The sequence below is a fragment of the Streptomyces sp. RPA4-2 genome, assembly GCF_012273515.2.
GTDB classification, from domain to species: Bacteria; Actinomycetota; Actinomycetes; order Streptomycetales; family Streptomycetaceae; genus Streptomyces; species Streptomyces kaempferi.
This window is the reverse complement of record NZ_CP050975.2, coordinates 9,088,524-9,107,377: the sequence shown is the minus strand read 5'-3', so window position 1 is coordinate 9,107,377 and position 18,854 is coordinate 9,088,524. Positions and strand designations below refer to the sequence as shown.

Below are 18,854 nucleotides of genomic sequence, written 5' to 3'. Positions count from 1 at the left end.
CGGGATGGCGGACGCGACAGACATGGCGGACGTGGGGCGGCATGCGGACGAGGCCGGGAAGGCCGGCGGGCGGATCGCACCGCTGGACCGGCGGGTGTTCGCCGTCGCGGGGGTGGTCTTAGCCGTGCTGATGGCGCTGTCCCCGCGCTACGGCTTCCACATCGACGAGCTGTACTTCCTCGACTCCGCCCGGCACCTCCAGGCGAGCTACGTGGACCAGCCGGCGCTGGCGCCGCTGCTGGCCCGGGTCTCGCTGTCGCTGTTCGGGGTCTCGGAGGCGGGCCTGCGGCTGTGGCCCGCGCTGGCCGCCGCGGGCACGGTGGTCGTGGGCGGGATGACCGCGCGGGAGTTCGGCGGCGCGCGGCGGGCGCAGTTGCTCGCGGCCGTCGCGACCGGCACCATGCCCGTCCTGCTGGGTGGCGCGCACGTCGCCAACACCACGTCGTACGAAGTGCTGGCGTGGGCGGCAATCGCGCTCGTGGTCGTACGGATCGGCCGCACCGGCGACACGCGGTGGTGGCTCGCCGCGGGAGCGCTGGTCGGCATCGGCGCGGAATTCAACCACCTCGCGGCTATTTTCGGGATCGTCCTGCTGGCCGCCGCGCTGCTCGGCCCGGCCCGTCGGACCGCGGCCGACCGCCGACTGCTCGCGGGCGCCGCGATAGCCGTGCTGCTCGTGCTGCCCGACCTGTGGTGGCAGGCACGGCACGGCTGGGCCATGTTCGAGATGACACGGGCGCTGAACGGGGAGAACGGAGGCCCGGGGAACATCCTCACCTGGATCGTGGGGCAGCTCGGCATGTCCTGCCTGGCGATGACGGTGCTGTGGGTGGCGGGCCTCCGGTTCCTGTGGCAGTCCCGCCGAGCGCTGTGGCGGTGCCTGGTGACCGCCTACGCCGTGCTGTTCGTGCTGTTCGCCGTGACGACCGGAGCGCAGGTCTACTACCTGGGCGGACTGTACGTGTGTCTGCTGGCGGCCGGGGCCGTGGGACTCGACGGGTGGCTGCACTCCCGCCCGGACCAGTTGCGCGGCCTGATGATCGGAACCGCAGCCTCGACCGCGCTGCTCGCCGTGATCGTGCTGCCGGTGCTGCCGCCCTCCGACGTGGCCTGGACGTACGACATCAACTCGAATTCGGGGGAATCCTTGGGCTGGCCCCAACTGGTCGGCACCGTGCGGCAGGTATGGACCGGGCTCCCGCCCGGGCAGCGCGCGAACGCGGTGATCTTCGCGGCGGACTACGGCGAGGCCGGCGCCATCAACGAACTCGGCCGCGGTACCGGACTGCCCACCGCCGTGAGCGCCCACAACACCGACTGGTGGTGGGGCCCCGGCAACCCGGACGCCACGACCGTGGTGGCAGTCGCCCCCGGCCCCGACCACGCCCCCGAGTACGCCGCCCATCTGCGCCAGTACTTCCGGCACGTCCGCGTGGCCGCCACGCTCTCCAACCCCGACGGCGTGCACAACATCGAATGGGGCGGCCACGTCTACATCTGTACAGGCCCCCGCCGCCCCTGGGGCGAGATGTGGCCCGAACTGCGCAACTACGCGTGACGCCCCGCTCCCGCGGTAAGGGCCGGACGGCATGAAGCGTCCTCACCGCTGCACCACTGGTCCTCGCGCTGGGTCCAGCCGCGAGCACTATCCGACGCTACATGTCCGTACGTCGTAGCTACACGAGAACAGAGCCACCACAGCGGGGCCGCCAGGTGGAGTCATTTCTCATCTACAAAATCGGGGCCCCCAGGCACCAGGTGGAGTCAGAACTGACCTACAAGTGGAGTCAGCCGTCACCTACGAAGCCAGACTCAGAAGGTTCACCGGGTTGGGGCAGGCCAGTCGGCGGGAAGCGTATAGCGCCAGCCCGGGCGCCATGCAGGTGGGGCTTCGAGCAGGTCATCCAGTGATGCTCCGGTGAGCAGACAGTCCAGAGCCCATCGGTTGGCCGAGTGGGCGATCAGCAGGATCCGGCAGCCGTCCCAGTCAGTGGCCAGGTCATGGAGGAATGCGTCGGTGGCCGCCAGGACCTGGCGGTAGCTCTGTCCGCCTGGGAAGGGCTCGTCGATCCAGCGGGCCCGTTGGGCGGCGATGAGGATGGCGGATGTTCCGTTGAGGTCGCCGTAGTTGCACTCGCGTAGTCGGATGTCCTGATGGATCGCGGGCTTGCCGCCGGGGAACGCGATCCGGGCGGTTTCCACGGCGCGGTGAAGGTCGGAGGTGAACACGGCCGCGAGCGCGTCGCCGCGTCGGCGCTCGCCCAGTTCCCCGGCCTGGCGACGGCCCAGTTCCGAGAGCCGGCCCGGGAGCCAGCCGGTAGCGATGCCCGCCTGGTTGTCGGTGGTGGTGGCGTGGGTCTCGTAGATGATCTCTACTGCCATCGGAGGCTCTCTTCTCGGTGGGTCAGGCCGCTTCGGCGAGTGGGCGGCCTCCCCAGCGGATACCCTTCTCGCTTCGGATACGGGCCCGCTCGCGGCGCTGGGCTGCCAGCACGTCGGGGTGACGGGCATTCATATTGCGCCAACGCGGACAGGACTGCAGGGCCCGGGTCTGCACGGTGTGGTTGCGGTGGTCGGAGTTCGCGATGGTGAACTGCCGCAGCGGCCCGAAGTGCGCCTCGATCGGGTTGGCCCAGGACGCGTAGGTCGGCGTGAAGCACAGCTCGACGCGGTTCTTCTTCGCCCAGCGGCGGATCGTCTCACCCTTGTGGGCAGACAGGTAGTCCAGGATGACGTAGTTGGGGGCGCCGTCCGGGCGGGCGGCCCGGATCGACCTGAGCGCGGCCAGCGTGTTCGCGGCACCCTTCTTCCGGCGGTTGATGCCCCGGAGCGTGTCGTCGCCGATCGAGTAGCACCTGTGGAAGTACCTGACGCCGTGGGTGCGATGGTAGGTCGCCGGGTGCCGCTCGGGGTGACTGGCGGGGGCCCAGCCCGCACCGCCGGTGGGGCGGATGCCGAGCGGGCCGAACTCGTCGAACGCGAAGACCCGGTCCGGGAAGCGCTCCAGGACATGCTCGATGCGGTCCAGCTTCGCCTCACGGTCGGGGTCCGGGGACTCCTTCCACGTCTTGGTGCGCTGGAAGGTGATGCTGCGGCGGGCCAGCAGGCGGCGTAAGGCCTCGCGGCCGATGTGGATGACCCTGCCATGGAATTTCCGCAGGCAGGCGGCGAGTTTGCGGATGGACCAGCGGGTGAAGGGCCGGCCAAGCTTGGTCGGGCGGGTGGTGGCCGTCTGGACGACGAAGTCCTCGTCGTCAGTACTGAGAAGGCGGGGACGGCCTCCCGCCCATCGAGGGTCCAGGCAGGCCAGGCCGATCTCATGGAACCGGTGGATCACATCCCGGACGGTGTCCTCGTCGGCCTGCACCAGCTTCGCGATCACCAGCACCCGGTTCCCGCCGACAGACGCCGCCAGCATCATCGCGCGTCGGAAGCGCACCGAACTGGTGCTGCCCCGGCGCACGATCTGCTGCAGCTTCTGCCCCTCCTGGTCAGTCAACCTGCGCACGCGGACAGGCTCAGCCACCGCACCCCCAGCACTCCGATCGGACGTCACCGCACATCCAACCGCCCCGACCACCAACCCGGCGAACCAATGTGGTCAGAGCACTAGTGTCCTGCGCCAGTAGTTGATCGTTAGAAAGTGCATGACCTCTGCTGCTGGTGTGTCAGTTCCTCGTCGTGGCCCAAAACTCGAACCGTTGCTGCTGTCTGATGACGAGCGGGCGGTGTTGGAGCGGTGGACGCGTCGGGCGACATCTGCCCAGGCCCTGGCCTTGCGGGCGCGGATCGTGCTGGCGTGCGCGGGGCCGGGAGTGCCGCCGATTGTCGCGGTCGCCCGGGATCTGCGGGTGACAGCGGACACCGTCCGCAAGTGGCGGCGCCGCTTCCTCGCCGAACGGCTGGAGGGGCTGGCCGACGAGCCGAGGCCGGGCCGGCCGCCCACCATCAGCGTCGATCAGGTGGAAGAGGTCGTGGTCACCACGCTGGAACAACTGCCGAAGAACGCCACCCACTGGTCTAGGAAATCGATGGCGGAGCACAGTGGTCTGTCGAAGTCCACGGTCGGCCGGATCTGGCGGCAGTTCCAGCTCAAACCGCACCTGAGCGACACCTTCAAGCTGTCGACAGACCCGTTGTTCATCGAGAAGGTCTACGACGTCGTCGGCCTCTATTTCAACCCGCCCGAGGGCGCAGTGGTGCTCTCGGTGGACGAGAAGTCGCAGATCCAGGCCCTGGACCGCTCCCAGCCCGTGCTGCCGATAATGCCGGGCATGCCCGAGCGGCGCACCCACGACTACGTCCGTAACGGCCTGACCACCTTGTTCGCCGCCTTCGACGTCGCAACCGGTCAAGTCATCACCGCTCTGCACCGCCGGCACCGGGCCGCGGAGTTCAAGAAGTTCCTGATCCGCATCGACAAAGTGGTGCCGGCGCACCTGCAGGTCCACCTGATCGTAGACAACTACGGCACCCACAAAACACCGGCGATCAAGGCCTGGCTGGCTAAACACCCGCGGTTCGAGCTGCACTTCACTCCGACCGGCTCCTCCTGGATCAACCAGGTCGAGCGGTGGTTCGGCTACCTGGCCCACCAGATGATCCGCCGTGGCGCACACAAGAACATCCAGGCCCTTGAAGCCGACATCCGAGCGTGGGTCAAAGACTGGAACGAAGACCCCAAGCCGTTCATCTGGACCAAGACCGCCGAGGAAATCCTCGACTCCCTCGCCCGCATCTGCCGACGGATCTCCGGCGCAGGACACTAGCAAGCTAGAGCTCACCGCTTCGCCAGAGCCGCTCCTGCTCGTTGAGGAGTCCCTCGTCGACGGCCGTGTTCCGGCGGTCTTCAACCCATACCTCGGCAAGTGGCCCGAAGACATCGAGTTTGTCGGCAGGGAAGGAACCATCCTCTTCACAAAGGGCGATCAGCGGCGCGACGGCCGAGTCATCGCGATCGCAGACTCGACACAGCACGGACTCTCTGAAGCCGCTGACGGTGGCGCCCTTGTTGTTGGGCCAGCTGTGGGGATAGCGGGCCAGCAGTATCGTCGGCCGGCTGCAGTTGGGGCACGGTGGTGTTACGTCGACGTTGAGGACGATCTCTTCTAAGTCGTGCGGCTCGCCTGTACTGGCTTCCTCGCTCACGCCACCCCTTGCCACGCCTCCGGGCCAAAGGATCCCTTGATGTCTGATGCGATGGTAGCGGCGTTCACCAGCGAGGGAAGCTGGTAGACGATGGTTTTCTGCGGGCCGCGGACCGCGAGTTGAACGGGATTCTGGCCGGGGTGGGCACCCATGATGCGCTTGAGTTCGTTGATGCACAGCTCGTTGATGCGGTGATAGGGCAGCCGAAGCTGGACGGGGGCCGCGCCGTCGCGTTCGGCGGAGGTCACGTCGAGGACCTGCAGTTCCTGCCCGAAGATGCTGATGGTGCCGTCGCGGTCGTTGACGCGGCCTTGCACGGTGATGACGCTGTCCTCCACCAGGGCGGCGGCGACCATCTGGTAGGTGGCAGGGAAGAAGAGGACCTCGATCGTTCCGTCACGGTCGGCGAGGTTGACGATGGCCCAGGCGTTGCCTTGTTTGGTCATCTTGGGCTGGACGCTGGTGATCAGGCCGGAGAGGCGGACCATACCTTCGGTGCGCCCTGAGGCCAGCAGATCGACGATGGTGGTGTCGCGGTTGTTGGACAGGATGTGCTCGGTGCCGTCCAGAGGGTGCGCGGAGACGTACATGCCGAGCATCTCGCGTTCGATGGCCAGCAGTTGTTTGCGGGGCCATTCGTCGTCGCTGACCGGCACGTCCAGGCTGAAGGTGTCATCGCCGGTTGCGTCGCCGAGTCCGGCGAAGAGATCGTCCTGTCCGTAGGCGGCTGCCTTCTTGAGCGGGACGACTGCGTCGATGGCGCTCTCGTGGGCGGCGGACAGTCCCTTGCGGGTGTGTCCGAGGGAGTCGAAGGCGCCGGCTCTGATGAGGGATTCCACGGCCCGCTTGTTCAGCGCGGGCAGATCGACCTTGTCGAGGAAGTCGGAGAACGAGGTGAACTTCCCCTTGGCCTTGCGGGCCGCGATGATCGATTCGATGACGTTGTCGCCCACGTTGCGCACGGACAGCAGTCCGAAGCGGACGTCGTCGCCCACGGCCGCGAACTCGGCGAGCGACTCGTTCACATCCGGCGCAAGGACGGTGACGCCGAGCTTTCGGGCATCGGCGAGGTAGATGCCGGCCTTGTCCTTGTCGTCGCCGACGGAGGTGAGCAGGGCCGCCATGTACTCGGCCGGGTAGTTGGCCTTGAGGTAGGCGGTCCAATAGGAGACGAGCCCGTAGCCGGCGGTGTGGGACTTGTTGAACGCGTAGCCGGAGAACGGGAGCATGACGTCCCAGATCGCCTTGATGGACTCTTCCGAGTAGCTGTTGTCGGCCATGCCGTCGTGGAACTTCTGCCACTCGGCGGCCAGCACCTCGGGCTTCTTCTTGCCCATCGCGCGGCGCAGCATGTCCGCGCCACCGAGCGTGTAGCCGGCCAGGGTCCGGGCGATGGCCATGATCTGCTCTTGGAAGATGAGCAGGTGGTGGGTGGAGCCCAGGATCGGGTCCAGGATTTCCTTGAGCTCGGGGTGGATCGGGTCCGGGTCCTGCTTGCCGTTCTGGCGTAGCGCGTAGTTGGTGTGCGCGTTGGCGGCCATCGGGCCGGGCCGGTACAGGGCGAGGGCGGCCGCGATGTCTTCGAAGCGGGAGGGCTCCATCAGCTTCAGCAGTGCGCGCATGCCGCCGCCGTCGAGCTGGAACACGCCGAAAGTGTCGCCGCGGCCCAGAAGCTCGTAGGTCTTCTTGTCGTCCAGCGGGATCACGGTGACGCTGGTGTCGCCGTTGCCCGGGTCGACGGTGGCCAGTTTGACGCCGCGGTTCTCGCGGATGTTCGTCAGCGCGTGGTCGATCACGCCCAGGTTGCGCAGGCCCAGGAAGTCCATCTTGACCAGCCCCATGTTTTCGCAGCTGGGGTAGTCAAAGCCGGTGATCTTGACGCCGTCCTTGGCGCGCATGTGCAGCGGGATGCGTTCGGTCAGCTTCGTCTTGGACAGGATGACCGCGGCCGCGTGCACACCGGTGCCGCGGGTCAGGCCTTCGACACCCTTGGCGGTGTCGATGACCTTCCTCACCTCCGGCTCGTTCTCGTACATCGTCCGGATTTCGCCGGCTTCGCCGTAGCGCGGGTGTGCGGAGTCGAAGATGCCGTCCAGCGGGATCGACTTGCCCATGATGTCCGGCGGGAGCGCCTTGGTGATGCGCTCGCCATGCTGGAAGGGGTAGCCGAGGATCCGGGAGGAGTCCTTGATCGCATTCTTGGCTTTGATCTTGCCGAAGGTGTTGACCATGGCGGTGTACTCGTCGCCGTACTTCTCGGTGACGTAGCGGACCATGGCGTCGCGCTGGCGGTCGTCGAAGTCGAGGTCGACATCCGGCGGGTTGATGCGCTCAGGGTTCAAAAAGCGTTCGAAGAGCAGGCCGTGCTCGAGCGGGCACAGCTCGGTGATCCGGGTCGCGTACGCGACGATCGAGCCGGTGGCCGACCCGCGGCCGGGCCCGACCGGGATCCCGTTGTCGCGGGCGTGGCGGCAGATGTCGGCGACCACGAGGAAGTAGGAGGAGAAGCCCATGGGACCGATGACCGTCATCTCGGTCTCGAAGCGCTCCATGACCTCGGCCGGGATCGGGGCGCCGTAGCGCATGGCGAGGCCCTTGAGGCATTCCTTGCGCAGCCAGGACTCCTGCGTCTCCCCCTCCGGCACGTCCGGGTACTGCGGCATCTCGTCGACGTTCTCGAAGACGGAGTCGTAGGACTCGATGCGCTCGGCGATCAGGAGGGTGTTGTCGCAGGCGTCCGGCAGTTCCGCGAACAGCTCCCTCATCTCGGCGGCGGTCTTGAGGTAATAGCCGCTGCCCTGGAACCGGAACCGCTTCGGGTCGTCCTTGTTCTTGCCCACCCCGATGCACAGCAGGTTGTCGTGCGCATCTGCGTGGTCCTCGTGCACATAGTGCGCGTCGTTCGTGGCCAGCAGCGGAATGTCCAGATCCCTGGCCAGCCGCAACAGGCCGTCGCGGACGTCCTTCTCGATGGACAGCCCATGGTCCATCAGTTCCAGGAAGTAACTCTCCTTGCCGAAGATGTCCTGGTAGGCGGCGGCGACTTCACGGGCCTCGTCGTACTGGTTCAGCCGTAGCCGCGTCTGGATCGCCCCGGACGGGCAGCCCGTCGTGGCGATGATGCCGCCTGCGTGCTCGCTGATCAGCTCCATGTCCATCCGCGGCTTGCCTGCGGGGAACTGACCGGTGTAGCTGGCCTCGGTCGACAGGTAGAAGAGGTTCTTCAGACCCTGGACGTTCTGCGCCCACATCGTCATGTGCGTGAACCGGCCACCGCCGGAGACGTCCTTCGATCCCTCACCGTCATCCGACATGGCCCGTTGGCCGCCCGGACCCCAGAACTCCTGCTTGCGGTTCCGGCGCGAGGACGGTGCGACGTAAGCCTCGATCCCGATGATCGGCTTGACGCCGTCGACGCCCTTGGACACCTGATGGAACTCGTACGCACCGAACATGTTGCCGTGGTCGCTCATGGCGACGGCAGGCATGCCCTGACGCTCTACTTCGGCGAACATCGGCTTGAGCTTCTGCGCGCCGTCGAGCATCGAATATTCGGTGTGATTGTGCAGGTGAACAAAGGAATCCGTCACTGGGAGGGCACCTCCGGAGCAGTCGCGGGAAGGCCCTCACCCTAGCCCTCAAAGGATGATCACTTCCGGCCCTGAGACGACCTCAAAATCGTCTCGGCCAAGCCCTTCCCGGGTGACCTCGCACTCTCACAGAACGAAGTCGGAACTCTCCTCGGCGTGGCGGATCGGCGCGTGTCGACGACGATCTTTACAAGCCCGACATAGCATGGAATGCATCAGCTGGCGATCATTGCGGGGATGCTGTCGAGATCGCACAGAGATGGCCGGTTTCTGGCATAGCGCGACCCTGGCGGGGTCAACACCAGACAGACCCAGGTCCTCGACGACGATGGGTGCTGGTGCTGTGACGGGGATGGTTCACCGGGCCTCGGCGCTGGTCGCCCGGGCCCGTAGCCTGGCCGGATGCCCGTTGACATCCGCGCTCTGTGGCCTCTCGCGCCCGCCTCCGAGTCCGACTGGCTCGCCGAACTCGCCCAGGACGACGGCCTCACCGGCTACGAGGCACCTGGGCGGCCCGACGCAGCCTGGGTGCTCGGCGCCATGTATGAGCGCGGAGAAACCGCGGGGGAATCGGTCAACGACACTCAGAGTCGGAACGAGCACCCCGGCCCGGGTTGGGAGCGGCTGCGCTGGGCGGAACTGGCCGCCCGCATCGGCGATCCCGTCGTGCCGCAGGGCCGGTACCCCTGTTTTCGCTGCTTCCCTTCCGCGAAAGAGGCGGGCATCCAGCCCGGCGCCATGGAATGGCCCGCCGAGGGCAGTCTTGACAGGCCGACATGGGACCAACTGATCAGGTTCCTCACCGCGCACAGCCCCCAGGGAGCGGATACCGCCTGCCTGGCGTACTACAACCCGATCGTCGCGCGGGACTTCGACAAAGGACAGGTCCGCTCTGGCCGCCTGGGCGACGCTCAGTCCCTCTTCGACCACCCGGACATCCCATACACCCCGTCCAACCTGTGGCCAGCCGAACGCTCCTGGGTCGTCTGCACCGACTACGACCTCTGGGGCACAAAGGTCTGTGGCCCCCGCCCGCTTGTTGAGGTGCTGCTCGCTGACCTCGAGATCGAAGCCATCCGCCTGCCCTGGACCAGCTAGTGACGTGCCGGACGCCGCGACACGGTGAACCCTGCCGGTCACGGCACTACTAGCAGTTCAGCTCAGAGGCAGGGCATGCTGCCCGATTTTCGTTGCTCACGCAGGTCTTCGCCACGCGAGTGCTGACGGGCTGCATCGTCGCACTGGACTATCTCTGGCTGTTGACGATGGCGTGTACCAGGGCCCAGATGAAGCCGTACGAGAATAGGCCGAGGTAGACGGTAGCGCTCAAGGCCAATATGCAACCCTGCTTGAACCTGGGTTCTTCGGACTTCTTGACAAGCCAGGCGTTGTAGACCACCGCGACGATGCCGAACGCTAGGAAACCGGCGAGCAGCCACACAGTGGAGAAGGTGACGTCGTCAGGCCCTATGACTTCTTTCGCATAAAAGCCGTGTGTCATGCCCTCTCCTGGTCAGCGGTCCCGCAAGTCGAATGTCTTCGTGCTGCCCGCGGAGAAGGTCAGACCGTAGCAGTGCCGCCTTGACGGCTTGACTTGATGGGGGTTGCGTCCGGTGGTGTAGCCGTCAGGGCCCGTATAACCGATCGACGTCCTGCTCTTGATCGGGTTGGCTGGATGGCATGCGAGAGCTCTGTACCGATCGTCTACTGCTCCGCCCGTGGCGGGAGTCCGACCTCGAACCGTGGGCGGCGATGAACGCCGATCCCGAAGTCCGAGAGTACCTGGGAGAACTGTTGACGCGGGAGCAGAGCGATGCCGTGGTGGCAGGCATGCAGGCCGAGTTCGACGAGCGCGGTTTTGGGTGGTGGGCACTCGAAGCACGCCACACTGGTGAGTTCATCGGCCGAGCCGGCTTGGACGAGGCGGGCGACGATATGCCGTTCACGGGTGTGGATATCGGTTGGCGGTTGATGCGTTCGGCTTGGGGCCACGGCTACGCCACCGAGGCCGCCCTCGCCTGCTTGGCCTTCGGTTTCGAGTCCCTCGGGCTGCCGGAAGTGGTTGCGTCGACGACCGTCGACAACCTTCGTTCCCAGGCCGTGATGCGCCGGATTGGCATGACCCGGGACCCGGCCGACGACTTTGAGGATCCGAGTGTGCCTAAGGGACCGCTTCGCCAGTGCTTGCTCTACCGGGTCTCCCGCAGTGATGACCACGGCCCGCACCACTCAGTGGGATACGACCCACGGCGCAGCCCGCGAGCTCCACGAGCGAGTGGCCCGACTCGTCGTTGATCGCGCAATCGTCTGGGGAACGAAGAGTGAACCTGGGGAATTTCACGGCTCTGGTCGCAGTCCGTGAACCACAGCCTCTGATGCGCCAGCAGAGACAGATGCGCCGATGACCCCGTCCCTGACGGTAGGGCATGCTGTTGCGGTGAGTGATCCTCAACCACCATGGCAGGAATGGCTGAACAGCCTGGACGTGCCCCGGAAGGCCGCCGCGGAGTCGCTGTGTGCCCAGTTCAGCTCGCTCGGCGTGACTGATCCTGTCGACCTGATCAAGTCGGAGGTCATGGAAGACCTTCCGCAGCTCGCGCGATTCGTGCTACTGCGAAACTTGTGGCACGGTGCGATCGACGGCTGGACCGAGCCAGGCTCGCTCGATCAACTGCCCGCCGGGCAACGCCTTCTTGCCGCCGGAACGGACCGGGAGGACCTTGTTCGCCTAGTCCGAGCCGTTGCCTATGAGGCGGTGTTCGCGACGCTCGACGAGCTGGACGCCGGCGGCGATCTAAACGTGTCGGGCGTGGAGGCCGGCTGGGTGGTCATGGAGTCGGGCGAAGATGGCTCTCCGACTGGGCGGACCCTGTCGGGCCTGCATGAAGACCTCCTGACAATGGATCCCAGTGGACGCGACGGAACTGACCTCTGGCAATGAGGGCAGTGCTTTGGGCTGATTGATGCAAGTCACGACTGGGTGAGGATGCGGGTCCGGAGGAGTGCGAATGAGGCTCGGCCGTACATAGCTCGCTTGAGCGTTTTCACCCGGTTCACGTGCCCTTCGACCACCCCGGAACTCCACGGAAGGGTGAGCCGGGCGGTGACAGCGTCGAGGTCCTGGCGGAGGAAGCCGGCGAAGCCCTTCATGGGCTTCGGTGCGTCCTGTTCGGCCTGCCGGATCCACTCCAGCAACAGGTATCCGCGCTGGTGGCGGACCAGGTCGGCGAACGCCCGAGCAAGATCGCAGGCCCGGGTGATGTCCGGGCAGGCGAGCCGGACTTGTAGGAGTCGCTCGCCCTGGCTTTCGGTGAGCGTCTCCCGGGCCCGCATGATCCACGAGGTGACCTTGCGAGGGCTCGGGATGTCGGCCCGGACCGGTTCGGCGGCGCCCGTGCGGAGGGCGGCGAGGTGTTTGCGGACGACCTGGCGGCTGCAGTGGTGGCCGCGAGCCTGGATCTCCAGGAACAGTCGGATGCCGCTGACCTGGCCTTTTGCTTCGGCGAAGCGGGCGTTGAGCTATGCCTTGAACGGCTCCAGGACGCCGTTGGGGCGGCGCTCGCGGGCGGAGACCACCCGGTCGTTGAGGTCAGTGTCGCGGAAACGGCGCACGGTCTTGCGGTCGAGGCTCAGACGGCGGGCGATGACGCTGATCCTCCAGCGTTTCTCCAGCCGGCGGTGGATGTCCTCGTTGCGGTGGCGGGTGCGTTCGATGATCTGGGTGCGGGGCAGTTCCGCGGGCGGTAACAGCATCGGAGGCGGCTCCGGTACCTCGGTCACCGTCTCCCCAAGGGTTTCCGGGCCGTTGCCACCCGCTACGAGAAACACGCCTACATCTGCCTCGGCACCGTCACCTTCGCGGCCCTCACGATCTGGCTCCGAACATGAGCCGAGAACCATAGCCTGGCTCCAGCTCTGCGTGCACCGAAGGTAGATTTTTCTACCTACAAGGGTGATCACCATAGAGGCAGGGTCATGACGAAAACGGATCCCGCGACCGCCAAGCAGGTAACGGCGGATTGGGCGCGAGTCTTCGACGGCTTCGACATTTGGCGCCCTTTCCGGCTGTTGCGCCGAAGTCGGGCCCCTGGTCCAAGGGATCACTCTTGATCGGTCCACTTCGGGTGACGCCTATTTCCCGACAGCACACATTCACGCATTGATGCGACCATTCCCAGTCGTCTCTCTGGCACTTGGCCAACGCCTGGCGTCAACATCAGGAGTGCAGGAAGCCATCAAGTTCACCGACCATGCGGAGGACTATCTCGACGCCGCCCGGCGCCTCGCTGGCCAGGCCAGATTGAGTCTCGATGTTCCGCCCACCGTCGCAGACGTCGTCAACGAACTGCGCGCTTTCGCGACAGCTCAGCAGGGTTTGGGCGGCTTGCCCGCGATATGGGCGGTTGAAGACAGCATCCTCGTCCCGTCGGCGAGTGGGGACAGGGACCTAGCGGAGGAGGGGCTGCAACTTGCTCGGGATCTGGTGAAGAAGTGGCCTAAGCACAGGCTGCCGCTGGACTGGGTCGGCGAAGAGGTATGGATTACTTCCTTGCGCAAGAGCGCGGACAACGCCGAGGATCTGCGCGCCATCGTTGAAAGCCAGGTCAGGGCCCACAAATTGGCGAAGATCCGACAGAACTAACGCGTCGGCACAAGGGCCTTGTGCTGTGTGGCTCCATCGCAAACCCGAAGGGGCATCGGCGCCGGCCAGATGATGAATGCTTGATCCAAGAAACAGGGCCTAGTGGTGAGGGGCGAGCCAGGCGTCGTAGTGGTCGCGCATGAGGGCCAGCGGTATGCGAGGGTGCAGAAGATCTGCTGGGCGGCGATTAGGCTTCACGCATGCTGACCAGCGAAGACGAGTCATACGAGGCCGTCAGGCGACTGGCCGCCGGAGTTGCTCTGGACCAGGCGCTCGATGTGACGGATCCGGAGTCCTGGATCGGCCTTGACTTCGGGGTACGCGAACTGGCCTGGCAGCGGCCGGAGCTGTTCCACTCGAACGCGTCGCTGTCCGGGCGGCGGCTGAGTTGGGATGCGGATGCGTCGCTGCCCACCGTCACTTGGCGCCATAGGCCCGATGACGCCGAACTCGCCCTCGCCCTCTGCCACCCCGACGGCCGGATCCGTGAGGCCGCACTGGACCATACCGAGGAGCGGCCCGCGCTGCTTGCGCTGGTCGTCATCCGCTGCGCGGACTGGGCTGGGCCGGTACGCGAACGGGCCCGCGTGCTGCTGTCCGAGACGCCCCCGCACCGGCTGGCCGCGCACGCCGCGCTGACCCTGCGGATCGGCCGCCGCCCGCGGGGCGGCTTCGCCCAAGAGCTGCTGACCGGGGCGCTGCGCGCGGGCCCTGCCGCGCAGGCCGAGGCGCTGCTCGACAGCGGCGACCGGGCCACGGCCCGCATCGCGTACCGCATCGCCGTCGAGCGGCGGCTGCTCCCCGCAGCGCGGCTCGCTCGGACCGCCGCCCGCCATCGCGACGTCGTAGTGCAGGACCTGTGCGCCGAAGCGGCTGTGGCCGCCCTCGGCGAGGGCACCTTCGACGAGTTCAGCGAGGTCGTGGTGCCGCTGCTCGGGTCCCGGCAGCCCCGGGTCAGGTCGGCGGGTGTGACCGCGCTGCGCCGGGCCGGGCGGCACGCCGACGCCGAGCCGTACCTCACCGACCGGTCCGCCGTGGTACGGGCGTGCGCCCGGTGGGTGCTGCGGCAGGGCGGCACCGACCCGGCGCCGCTGTACCGCGCGCTATGTGCCGACCCCACGGCCCAGCCCGCCGCCGCAGTGGGCCTCGGCGAGTGCAGGGTGCCTGAGGACGCGGACCTGGTCCGGGAACTCCTCGCCCACCCGGTCCCCGGCGTGCGCGCCTGCGCTTTGGCGGGGCTGCGGGCGCTGGAGGCGGTACGCGTCGATGACATACGACCGCTCCTGGACGACCCGTCGGCGGCGGTGGTCCGGCAGGCGACCGCCGCCCTGTTGCCGTGGGCCGACCGCGTACCGCAGGGGCTGCTGCGCGGGCTCCTGGCCCAAGACCGTCCGCGCCACCAGCGGATTGCGGCGGTCCGGCTGCTGCGGGCCGTCGGGGTGCACGCCCGGGTGGCCACGCGGCTCTGAGCCAATCCGCCGGACAGACCCTGAGGAAGCGACCCTCCCCTGTCTCTGACCGCCGCCTGCAGGTTCGTTCTGGTGAGCTTCAGCGCGGCCTGTAGAACGAACCCGCCGGCACCCCCGGACGGGTCGGCTGCCCGGCCTGTGTTCCTCAACCAACAGGGAAGAGGCCAGGGCGCCCCCGCAGCTCGAAGTACCGGCGGCCCGCCACCCGCTATGACGTCGGTAAAACCGTCAAACGGCCCCACGCGCCGAAAGCCGACGGCTGACCCGGCCGACCTTGGTAGACAGAAACAAGCGGGGAGCCTGCAGGCACCTGAACAGCCACACGCACAGCACGCGCCTCCCAAATCAAGGGAGGTCCGTGCCATGCGCCTCGGATGTTATTGCTTAGCCTCGGCATTCACATGAGTCACCCTTGCCCCGGGAATTGCCAGTGCTTCGACGATCCGGTCGGCGGCTTCCGTGGAGAAAAGCCCGTCAGTCACGCTGAGAACGTAGCTGGCGACGGAGGCATGGTGCACTTGCCGCAGCAGGATGAACGCCTCTGCCTGCGCCGGCGAGAAGGCGAAGCACAACCACTCCGCGAAGTCGTCTTCGGTGATCTCCAGCGGTTCATAATTCGACACCTCAAGAGTGAGGGCGTGCCGTCCACCACATGAGGCCACGCTAGCGTATGGAACCTCGCAGGCGGTGAATAGGTTGCGCACAACGAGCACGTCTTGCGCGACCGCCACAGACGGGCGAAAATAGAAAGAAACGGAGAAATAAAAAAATCAGGGGGCGGGGGGCAAGCGCGGTGGCCGTAGTGCCACCGCTTGATGCCACAACGCTTGTTGAGCGAAAATTTGCAGAGCGGAAAAAAATTTATCAACCTACGCTTTAGTGATTCTGCCTGTGGAACCTGAGGCCTACGTAATGATCAAGTATGGCTAATCTTCCGCTTGAACGAGCAACCCAGCGGTCTACGCACACGGGGCTCGTCGTGAAGGATTGAGCCTCAACCGGCATCGCCATGCGTACGCGACTTGTATGCGATTGGTAGAATCGTAGGTGCGGTGGGTCTGAGGGGATTGCAGTCGCCTCGTCGGGGATGTTCCAGCAGCGGGCGTCGCTAGCCTGAGTTGACCGGACCGCCGGATCTTGTCGTGCGACGCGGCGTCGCAGGATTCATCTGGAGCCTCCCATGCGCGTATTCGTCACTGGAGCCAGCGGCAGCATCGGCTCAGTTGTCGTTCCCGAACTTATCGCTGCTGGTCACGAAGTCCTCGGCCTTGTCCGTTCCGATGCTGCAGCTGCGGCCGTTTCCGCCGCCGGCGGGATGCCGCTCCGCGGCGACCTCGCCGACCTTGACAGCCTTCGCGCTGGCGTCGCCCAGGCCGATGGTGTCATCAACCTGGCCTTTGGGAACGACTGGAGCGACTTGGAGCCGTGCATCGACGAGGAAGCGCGCGCCGTGCAGACCTTCGCGGCCGCGCTCTCGGGCAGTGGCAAGCCGTTCGTGCATGCCGGCCTCACGCCGATGGTGCCAGGCCAAGTTTCCACCGAGGAGGACCCCGACACCACCAACGGTCCGGTCGGTGGACGCGGCCGCAATTCCCACGCGGTTCTGGCGCTGGCCGCCCAGGGTGTCCGGTCCTCTGTCGTCCGGCTGCCACGCTCCGTGCATCAGCGCGGGTCGCAGTACGGCTTTTGCTCGGTGCTCATCGCCGCCGCGCAGAAAACGGGCGTGTCGGCGTACGTCGGCGATGGCACGCAGCGCTGGCCGGCGGTCAACCGGCTTGACGCCGCCCGGCTGTTCCGCATCGCACTCGAGGATGCTGAGCCTGGCACGGTCCTGCACGCGGTAGCCGACACGGGCGACACAATGAGGTCGTTGGCAGAGGCTATCGGCGGGGCTCTCGCAGTGCCCGTCGAGTCGGCGTCGGCTGATGACTTCGGCGTCATCGGCCGCTTGTTCGCCCTCGACATGGCGTCATCGAGTGCACTGACTCGGAAACGGTTCGGCTGGGAACCTGCCCACCCGAGCCTGATGGCCGACCTCGTCGCCGGCGGCTATCCCGCCCTGGGCTGAAAACCTCAGACGAGAACAGACGGCCTACGCTTGCGAAGTCAGAGCGGAAGAGTTCCGGTAAGGCACCGACGCCGTCTTGTCGGCTGATGGACCCGTGACCGTTGGTGTCCAGCTCCGCAAACTACTCGTCCACCCACTCCTGGTGCCCATGAGCCCGCACCTCCGGGAGGTCAGAGCGTGCCCTGGACGCTCCAGCCCTGCTCGGGGCGGTCTGGGCGGACATGCGCGTACCGGAAAACGAACGCCTTGCGGATGGAGCGCTTCCGGGGCGGGCCCTGCCGCCTTCTCCCTCATGGGCGGGCCTGCGGCAGGCCCGCCCGCGGTACGGGCTTCTGCCCAGATCTCTGCGGCACCGCGCCCGGCCAACTCGCCTGATGCCACGACGAAGATCCTGATGGGGTGCGTCCAGGACTGAGGCTGCCGAGTCTGCCGGGCGCTCGCACCGCGGCGGCACATCACCTCCTCCGGCGGCTGAGCCTTGATGAACCTTCCTAGTCTCAGCCTGACGACTTCCCGCTCGCGCCTGGCGGCCCTGTGGCCCGCCATCGGGATCGATCGGTGCCCGGTCGGGTCATGCTGGGATGAGCACGATCTTCTTACCGCCGGCCCGTCCGGCAACCACCTGGGTGAATGCAGCCGGTCCCTCGCTCAGCGGCAGGGGCTCCGGTGCGAGTTTCAAGGTTCCCACCGCGGCCTGCTCCGCGAGCTGGACGAGTTGCGCGCCGTTGGGCTCGAGGTAGAGGTCCCAGCTCGTGATGCCGCGTTCCTCCGGAGGCGCGTCCGAGGTCAGGGAGCACAGTTGGCCGCCGTCCCGCACCAAGGGCAGGGCCGCGTCCGCCGTACCGGCAGCGATGATGAGGGCAGCGTCGAACCCGCCGCGCACCTTGGTCGACCAGTTCGGGTCGTGGTAGTCGACGACTTCCGCCGCTCCCAGACCAGTCAGGCGCTCTGTGGCGGTCGCGGAAGCGGTCGTGGTCACCTCGATGCCGTTGACCGCGGCGAGTTGGATGGCCAGGGCTCCGGTGCCCCCGCCTCCGTTGGTGATCAGGAGCCGCTGTCCTCGGCTGAGGTCCAGCTTCTCCAGGGCCTGCAACGCGGTGAGCCCGTTGACCGGCAGCGCCGCCGCTTGCACGGCGTCCAGCCCTGGTGGGCAGGCCGCAGCGTGATCCGCGTTGATCAGAACGCGTTCGGCCCAGAAGCCGCTTCCCCCGGGCAGCGGCGCCTCGTGTGCGAGCACCCGGTCGCCTACGGCAAACCCGGTGACACCCGCACCGACGGCCAGCACCTTGCCTGCGCCCTCCACTCCCAGTGCAGCCGGGGGGCGCAGCCCTACGTCCCAGCTGGCGTCGATTTCCAGTTCGTCCCACGGTCCGACTCCGGCTGCCTCAACCTCCACCAGGATCTGACCGGGCTTGGGAGATGACGGTTCGGGCAGTTCCAGCAGGACGACTTCCTTCTCGGCCGTGGATACTCCGCATGCCTTCACAGTAGATCGTTGTCCTCTCGTTCAGTCCGGCCGACCAGGAGGTACGGGCCGGAAACCCAAATCCGGCAGCGGTGTCGAACTGGACATTCCGCATGCCTTCACAGTAGATCTTTGTCTTCGTACTCAGTCCGACCGACCGGTTCCAGATCTCCGGCGCCTCAGACAGCAGCGTTGCTGGCGGCGGCGGGTCTCCATCCGTCCGCGTGTCCGCGTCGCGGAGGCCGCGGCGCTCGACGAGCAGTACGCCGTGGATGCCGGGGCGCTGCGGGAGGCGCCGCCGGACCCGGTCGGCGTCGCCGAGATGGGTGCCGGCTTGGCACGGTCTGGGTCTCGTCGACGCCTACCGCCAGCAGTTCCGTGCTGAGCCGTTCGACGACCCCGCGGTGCGGGTCGGAGAACCCGATGCCGGAGGTCCGCGGAGGCCGTTGGGTCATCCGGGCGCCAACGATCG

The 18,854-nt window shown here is 66.8% G+C and carries 17 protein-coding genes; 8 read left to right on the top strand and 9 right to left on the bottom strand.

Annotation, left to right across the window (positions count from 1 at the left end):
* Positions 1-4: 4 nt before the first annotated feature.
* The gene (locus HEP85_RS40140) at positions 5-1,558 is read left to right on the top strand and encodes a glycosyltransferase family 39 protein (RefSeq protein WP_168532220.1); all 1,554 of its coding nucleotides are present in this window, start codon (positions 5-7) and stop codon (positions 1,556-1,558) included.
* 263 nt (positions 1,559-1,821) lie between these two features.
* Here HEP85_RS40140 and HEP85_RS40135 read toward each other — a convergent pair whose 3' ends face one another.
* Complete coding sequence (locus HEP85_RS40135) at positions 1,822-2,382, bottom strand: histidine phosphatase family protein (RefSeq protein WP_168532219.1); 561 nt, start codon at positions 2,380-2,382, stop codon at positions 1,822-1,824.
* Positions 2,383-2,404: 22 nt separating this feature from the next.
* Positions 2,405-3,526, bottom strand: a complete 1,122-nt coding sequence (locus tag HEP85_RS40130) for an IS630 family transposase (protein WP_348772475.1) — start codon at positions 3,524-3,526, stop codon at positions 2,405-2,407.
* Positions 3,527-3,647: 121 nt separating this feature from the next.
* Between HEP85_RS40130 and HEP85_RS40125 the strand changes: the two genes are divergently transcribed.
* Positions 3,648-4,769 carry an IS630 family transposase gene (locus HEP85_RS40125; RefSeq protein WP_168532218.1) on the top strand — a complete coding sequence of 374 codons (1,122 nt, stop codon included), beginning with the start codon at positions 3,648-3,650 and terminating at the stop codon, positions 4,767-4,769.
* A 4-nt stretch (positions 4,770-4,773) separates the two neighbouring features.
* On the opposite strand, the gene HEP85_RS40120 is transcribed toward HEP85_RS40125, so the two are convergent.
* Together HEP85_RS40120 and dnaE are read right to left on the bottom strand one after the other, a co-directional pair.
* Complete coding sequence (locus tag HEP85_RS40120) at positions 4,774-5,148, bottom strand: DUF6300 family protein (protein ID WP_168532217.1); 375 nt, start codon at positions 5,146-5,148, stop codon at positions 4,774-4,776.
* The gene (gene dnaE / locus HEP85_RS40115; protein WP_168532216.1) at positions 5,145-8,738 is read right to left on the bottom strand and encodes a DNA polymerase III subunit alpha; all 3,594 of its coding nucleotides are present in this window, start codon (positions 8,736-8,738) and stop codon (positions 5,145-5,147) included. Before dnaE ends, HEP85_RS40120 begins: the two co-directional genes overlap by 4 nt.
* A 402-nt stretch (positions 8,739-9,140) precedes the next feature.
* Between dnaE and HEP85_RS40110 the strand changes: the two genes are divergently transcribed.
* Complete coding sequence (locus tag HEP85_RS40110) at positions 9,141-9,836, top strand: hypothetical protein (protein WP_168532215.1); 696 nt, start codon at positions 9,141-9,143, stop codon at positions 9,834-9,836.
* A gap of 148 nt (positions 9,837-9,984) precedes the next feature.
* Here HEP85_RS40110 and HEP85_RS40105 read toward each other — a convergent pair whose 3' ends face one another.
* Positions 9,985-10,239 (bottom strand): hypothetical protein, encoded by a 255-nt coding sequence (locus tag HEP85_RS40105; RefSeq protein WP_168532214.1) that lies wholly within the window; start codon positions 10,237-10,239, stop codon positions 9,985-9,987.
* Positions 10,240-10,418: 179 nt separating this feature from the next.
* On the opposite strand from HEP85_RS40105, the gene HEP85_RS40100 reads away from it, so the two are divergent.
* Both HEP85_RS40100 and HEP85_RS40095 read left to right on the top strand, forming a co-directional pair.
* Complete coding sequence (locus HEP85_RS40100) at positions 10,419-11,033, top strand: GNAT family N-acetyltransferase (RefSeq protein WP_168532213.1); 615 nt, start codon at positions 10,419-10,421, stop codon at positions 11,031-11,033.
* Positions 11,034-11,175: 142 nt separating this feature from the next.
* Entirely contained in the window at positions 11,176-11,679 is a 504-nt protein-coding gene (locus HEP85_RS40095; protein WP_248002327.1) for a hypothetical protein, read from the top strand.
* Positions 11,680-11,708: 29 nt separating this feature from the next.
* Here HEP85_RS40095 and HEP85_RS40090 read toward each other — a convergent pair whose 3' ends face one another.
* Both HEP85_RS40090 and HEP85_RS40085 read right to left on the bottom strand, forming a co-directional pair.
* A complete protein-coding gene (locus HEP85_RS40090) occupies positions 11,709-12,197 on the bottom strand; it encodes a transposase (RefSeq protein ID WP_282189923.1) in 489 nt (162 codons plus the stop codon).
* A gap of 60 nt (positions 12,198-12,257) precedes the next feature.
* The gene (locus HEP85_RS40085) at positions 12,258-12,491 is read right to left on the bottom strand and encodes a hypothetical protein (RefSeq protein ID WP_168532212.1); all 234 of its coding nucleotides are present in this window, start codon (positions 12,489-12,491) and stop codon (positions 12,258-12,260) included.
* Between the two features lie 469 nt (positions 12,492-12,960).
* On the opposite strand from HEP85_RS40085, the gene HEP85_RS40080 reads away from it, so the two are divergent.
* Entirely contained in the window at positions 12,961-13,380 is a 420-nt protein-coding gene (locus HEP85_RS40080; protein WP_168532211.1) for a hypothetical protein, read from the top strand.
* Positions 13,381-13,580: 200 nt separating this feature from the next.
* Positions 13,581-14,849 (top strand): hypothetical protein, encoded by a 1,269-nt coding sequence (locus tag HEP85_RS40075; RefSeq protein ID WP_369658047.1) that lies wholly within the window; start codon positions 13,581-13,583, stop codon positions 14,847-14,849.
* 377 nt (positions 14,850-15,226) lie between these two features.
* Here HEP85_RS40075 and HEP85_RS40070 read toward each other — a convergent pair whose 3' ends face one another.
* Positions 15,227-15,472 carry a hypothetical protein gene (locus tag HEP85_RS40070; protein ID WP_168532208.1) on the bottom strand — a complete coding sequence of 82 codons (246 nt, stop codon included), beginning with the start codon at positions 15,470-15,472 and terminating at the stop codon, positions 15,227-15,229.
* Between the two features lie 557 nt (positions 15,473-16,029).
* Here HEP85_RS40070 and HEP85_RS40065 point away from each other — a divergent pair.
* Positions 16,030-16,917, top strand: coding sequence for an SDR family oxidoreductase (locus HEP85_RS40065; protein ID WP_168532207.1), 888 nt, complete (start codon positions 16,030-16,032; stop codon positions 16,915-16,917).
* A 571-nt stretch (positions 16,918-17,488) separates the two neighbouring features.
* Here the strand turns inward: HEP85_RS40065 and HEP85_RS40060 are convergent.
* Entirely contained in the window at positions 17,489-18,403 is a 915-nt protein-coding gene (locus HEP85_RS40060; RefSeq protein WP_168532206.1) for an NADP-dependent oxidoreductase, read from the bottom strand.
* Positions 18,404-18,854: the final 451 nt, after the last annotated feature.

What these genes read in the sequence shown, in the direction of transcription:
- HEP85_RS40140 (WP_168532220.1), top strand. Translation starts at nt 5, where the DNA reads ATGGCGGACGCGACAGACATGGCGGACGTGGGGCGGCATGCGGACGAG.
- HEP85_RS40135 (WP_168532219.1), bottom strand. Translation starts at nt 2,382, where the DNA reads ATGGCAGTAGAGATCATCTACGAGACCCACGCCACCACCACCGACAAC.
- HEP85_RS40125 (WP_168532218.1), top strand. Translation starts at nt 3,648, where the DNA reads ATGACCTCTGCTGCTGGTGTGTCAGTTCCTCGTCGTGGCCCAAAACTC.
- HEP85_RS40110 (WP_168532215.1), top strand. Translation starts at nt 9,141, where the DNA reads ATGCCCGTTGACATCCGCGCTCTGTGGCCTCTCGCGCCCGCCTCCGAG.
- HEP85_RS40105 (WP_168532214.1), bottom strand. Translation starts at nt 10,239, where the DNA reads ATGACACACGGCTTTTATGCGAAAGAAGTCATAGGGCCTGACGACGTC.
- HEP85_RS40100 (WP_168532213.1), top strand. Translation starts at nt 10,419, where the DNA reads ATGCGAGAGCTCTGTACCGATCGTCTACTGCTCCGCCCGTGGCGGGAG.
- HEP85_RS40085 (WP_168532212.1), bottom strand. Translation starts at nt 12,491, where the DNA reads ATGCTGTTACCGCCCGCGGAACTGCCCCGCACCCAGATCATCGAACGC.
- HEP85_RS40075 (WP_369658047.1), top strand. Translation starts at nt 13,581, where the DNA reads ATGCTGACCAGCGAAGACGAGTCATACGAGGCCGTCAGGCGACTGGCC.
- HEP85_RS40065 (WP_168532207.1), top strand. Translation starts at nt 16,030, where the DNA reads ATGCGCGTATTCGTCACTGGAGCCAGCGGCAGCATCGGCTCAGTTGTC.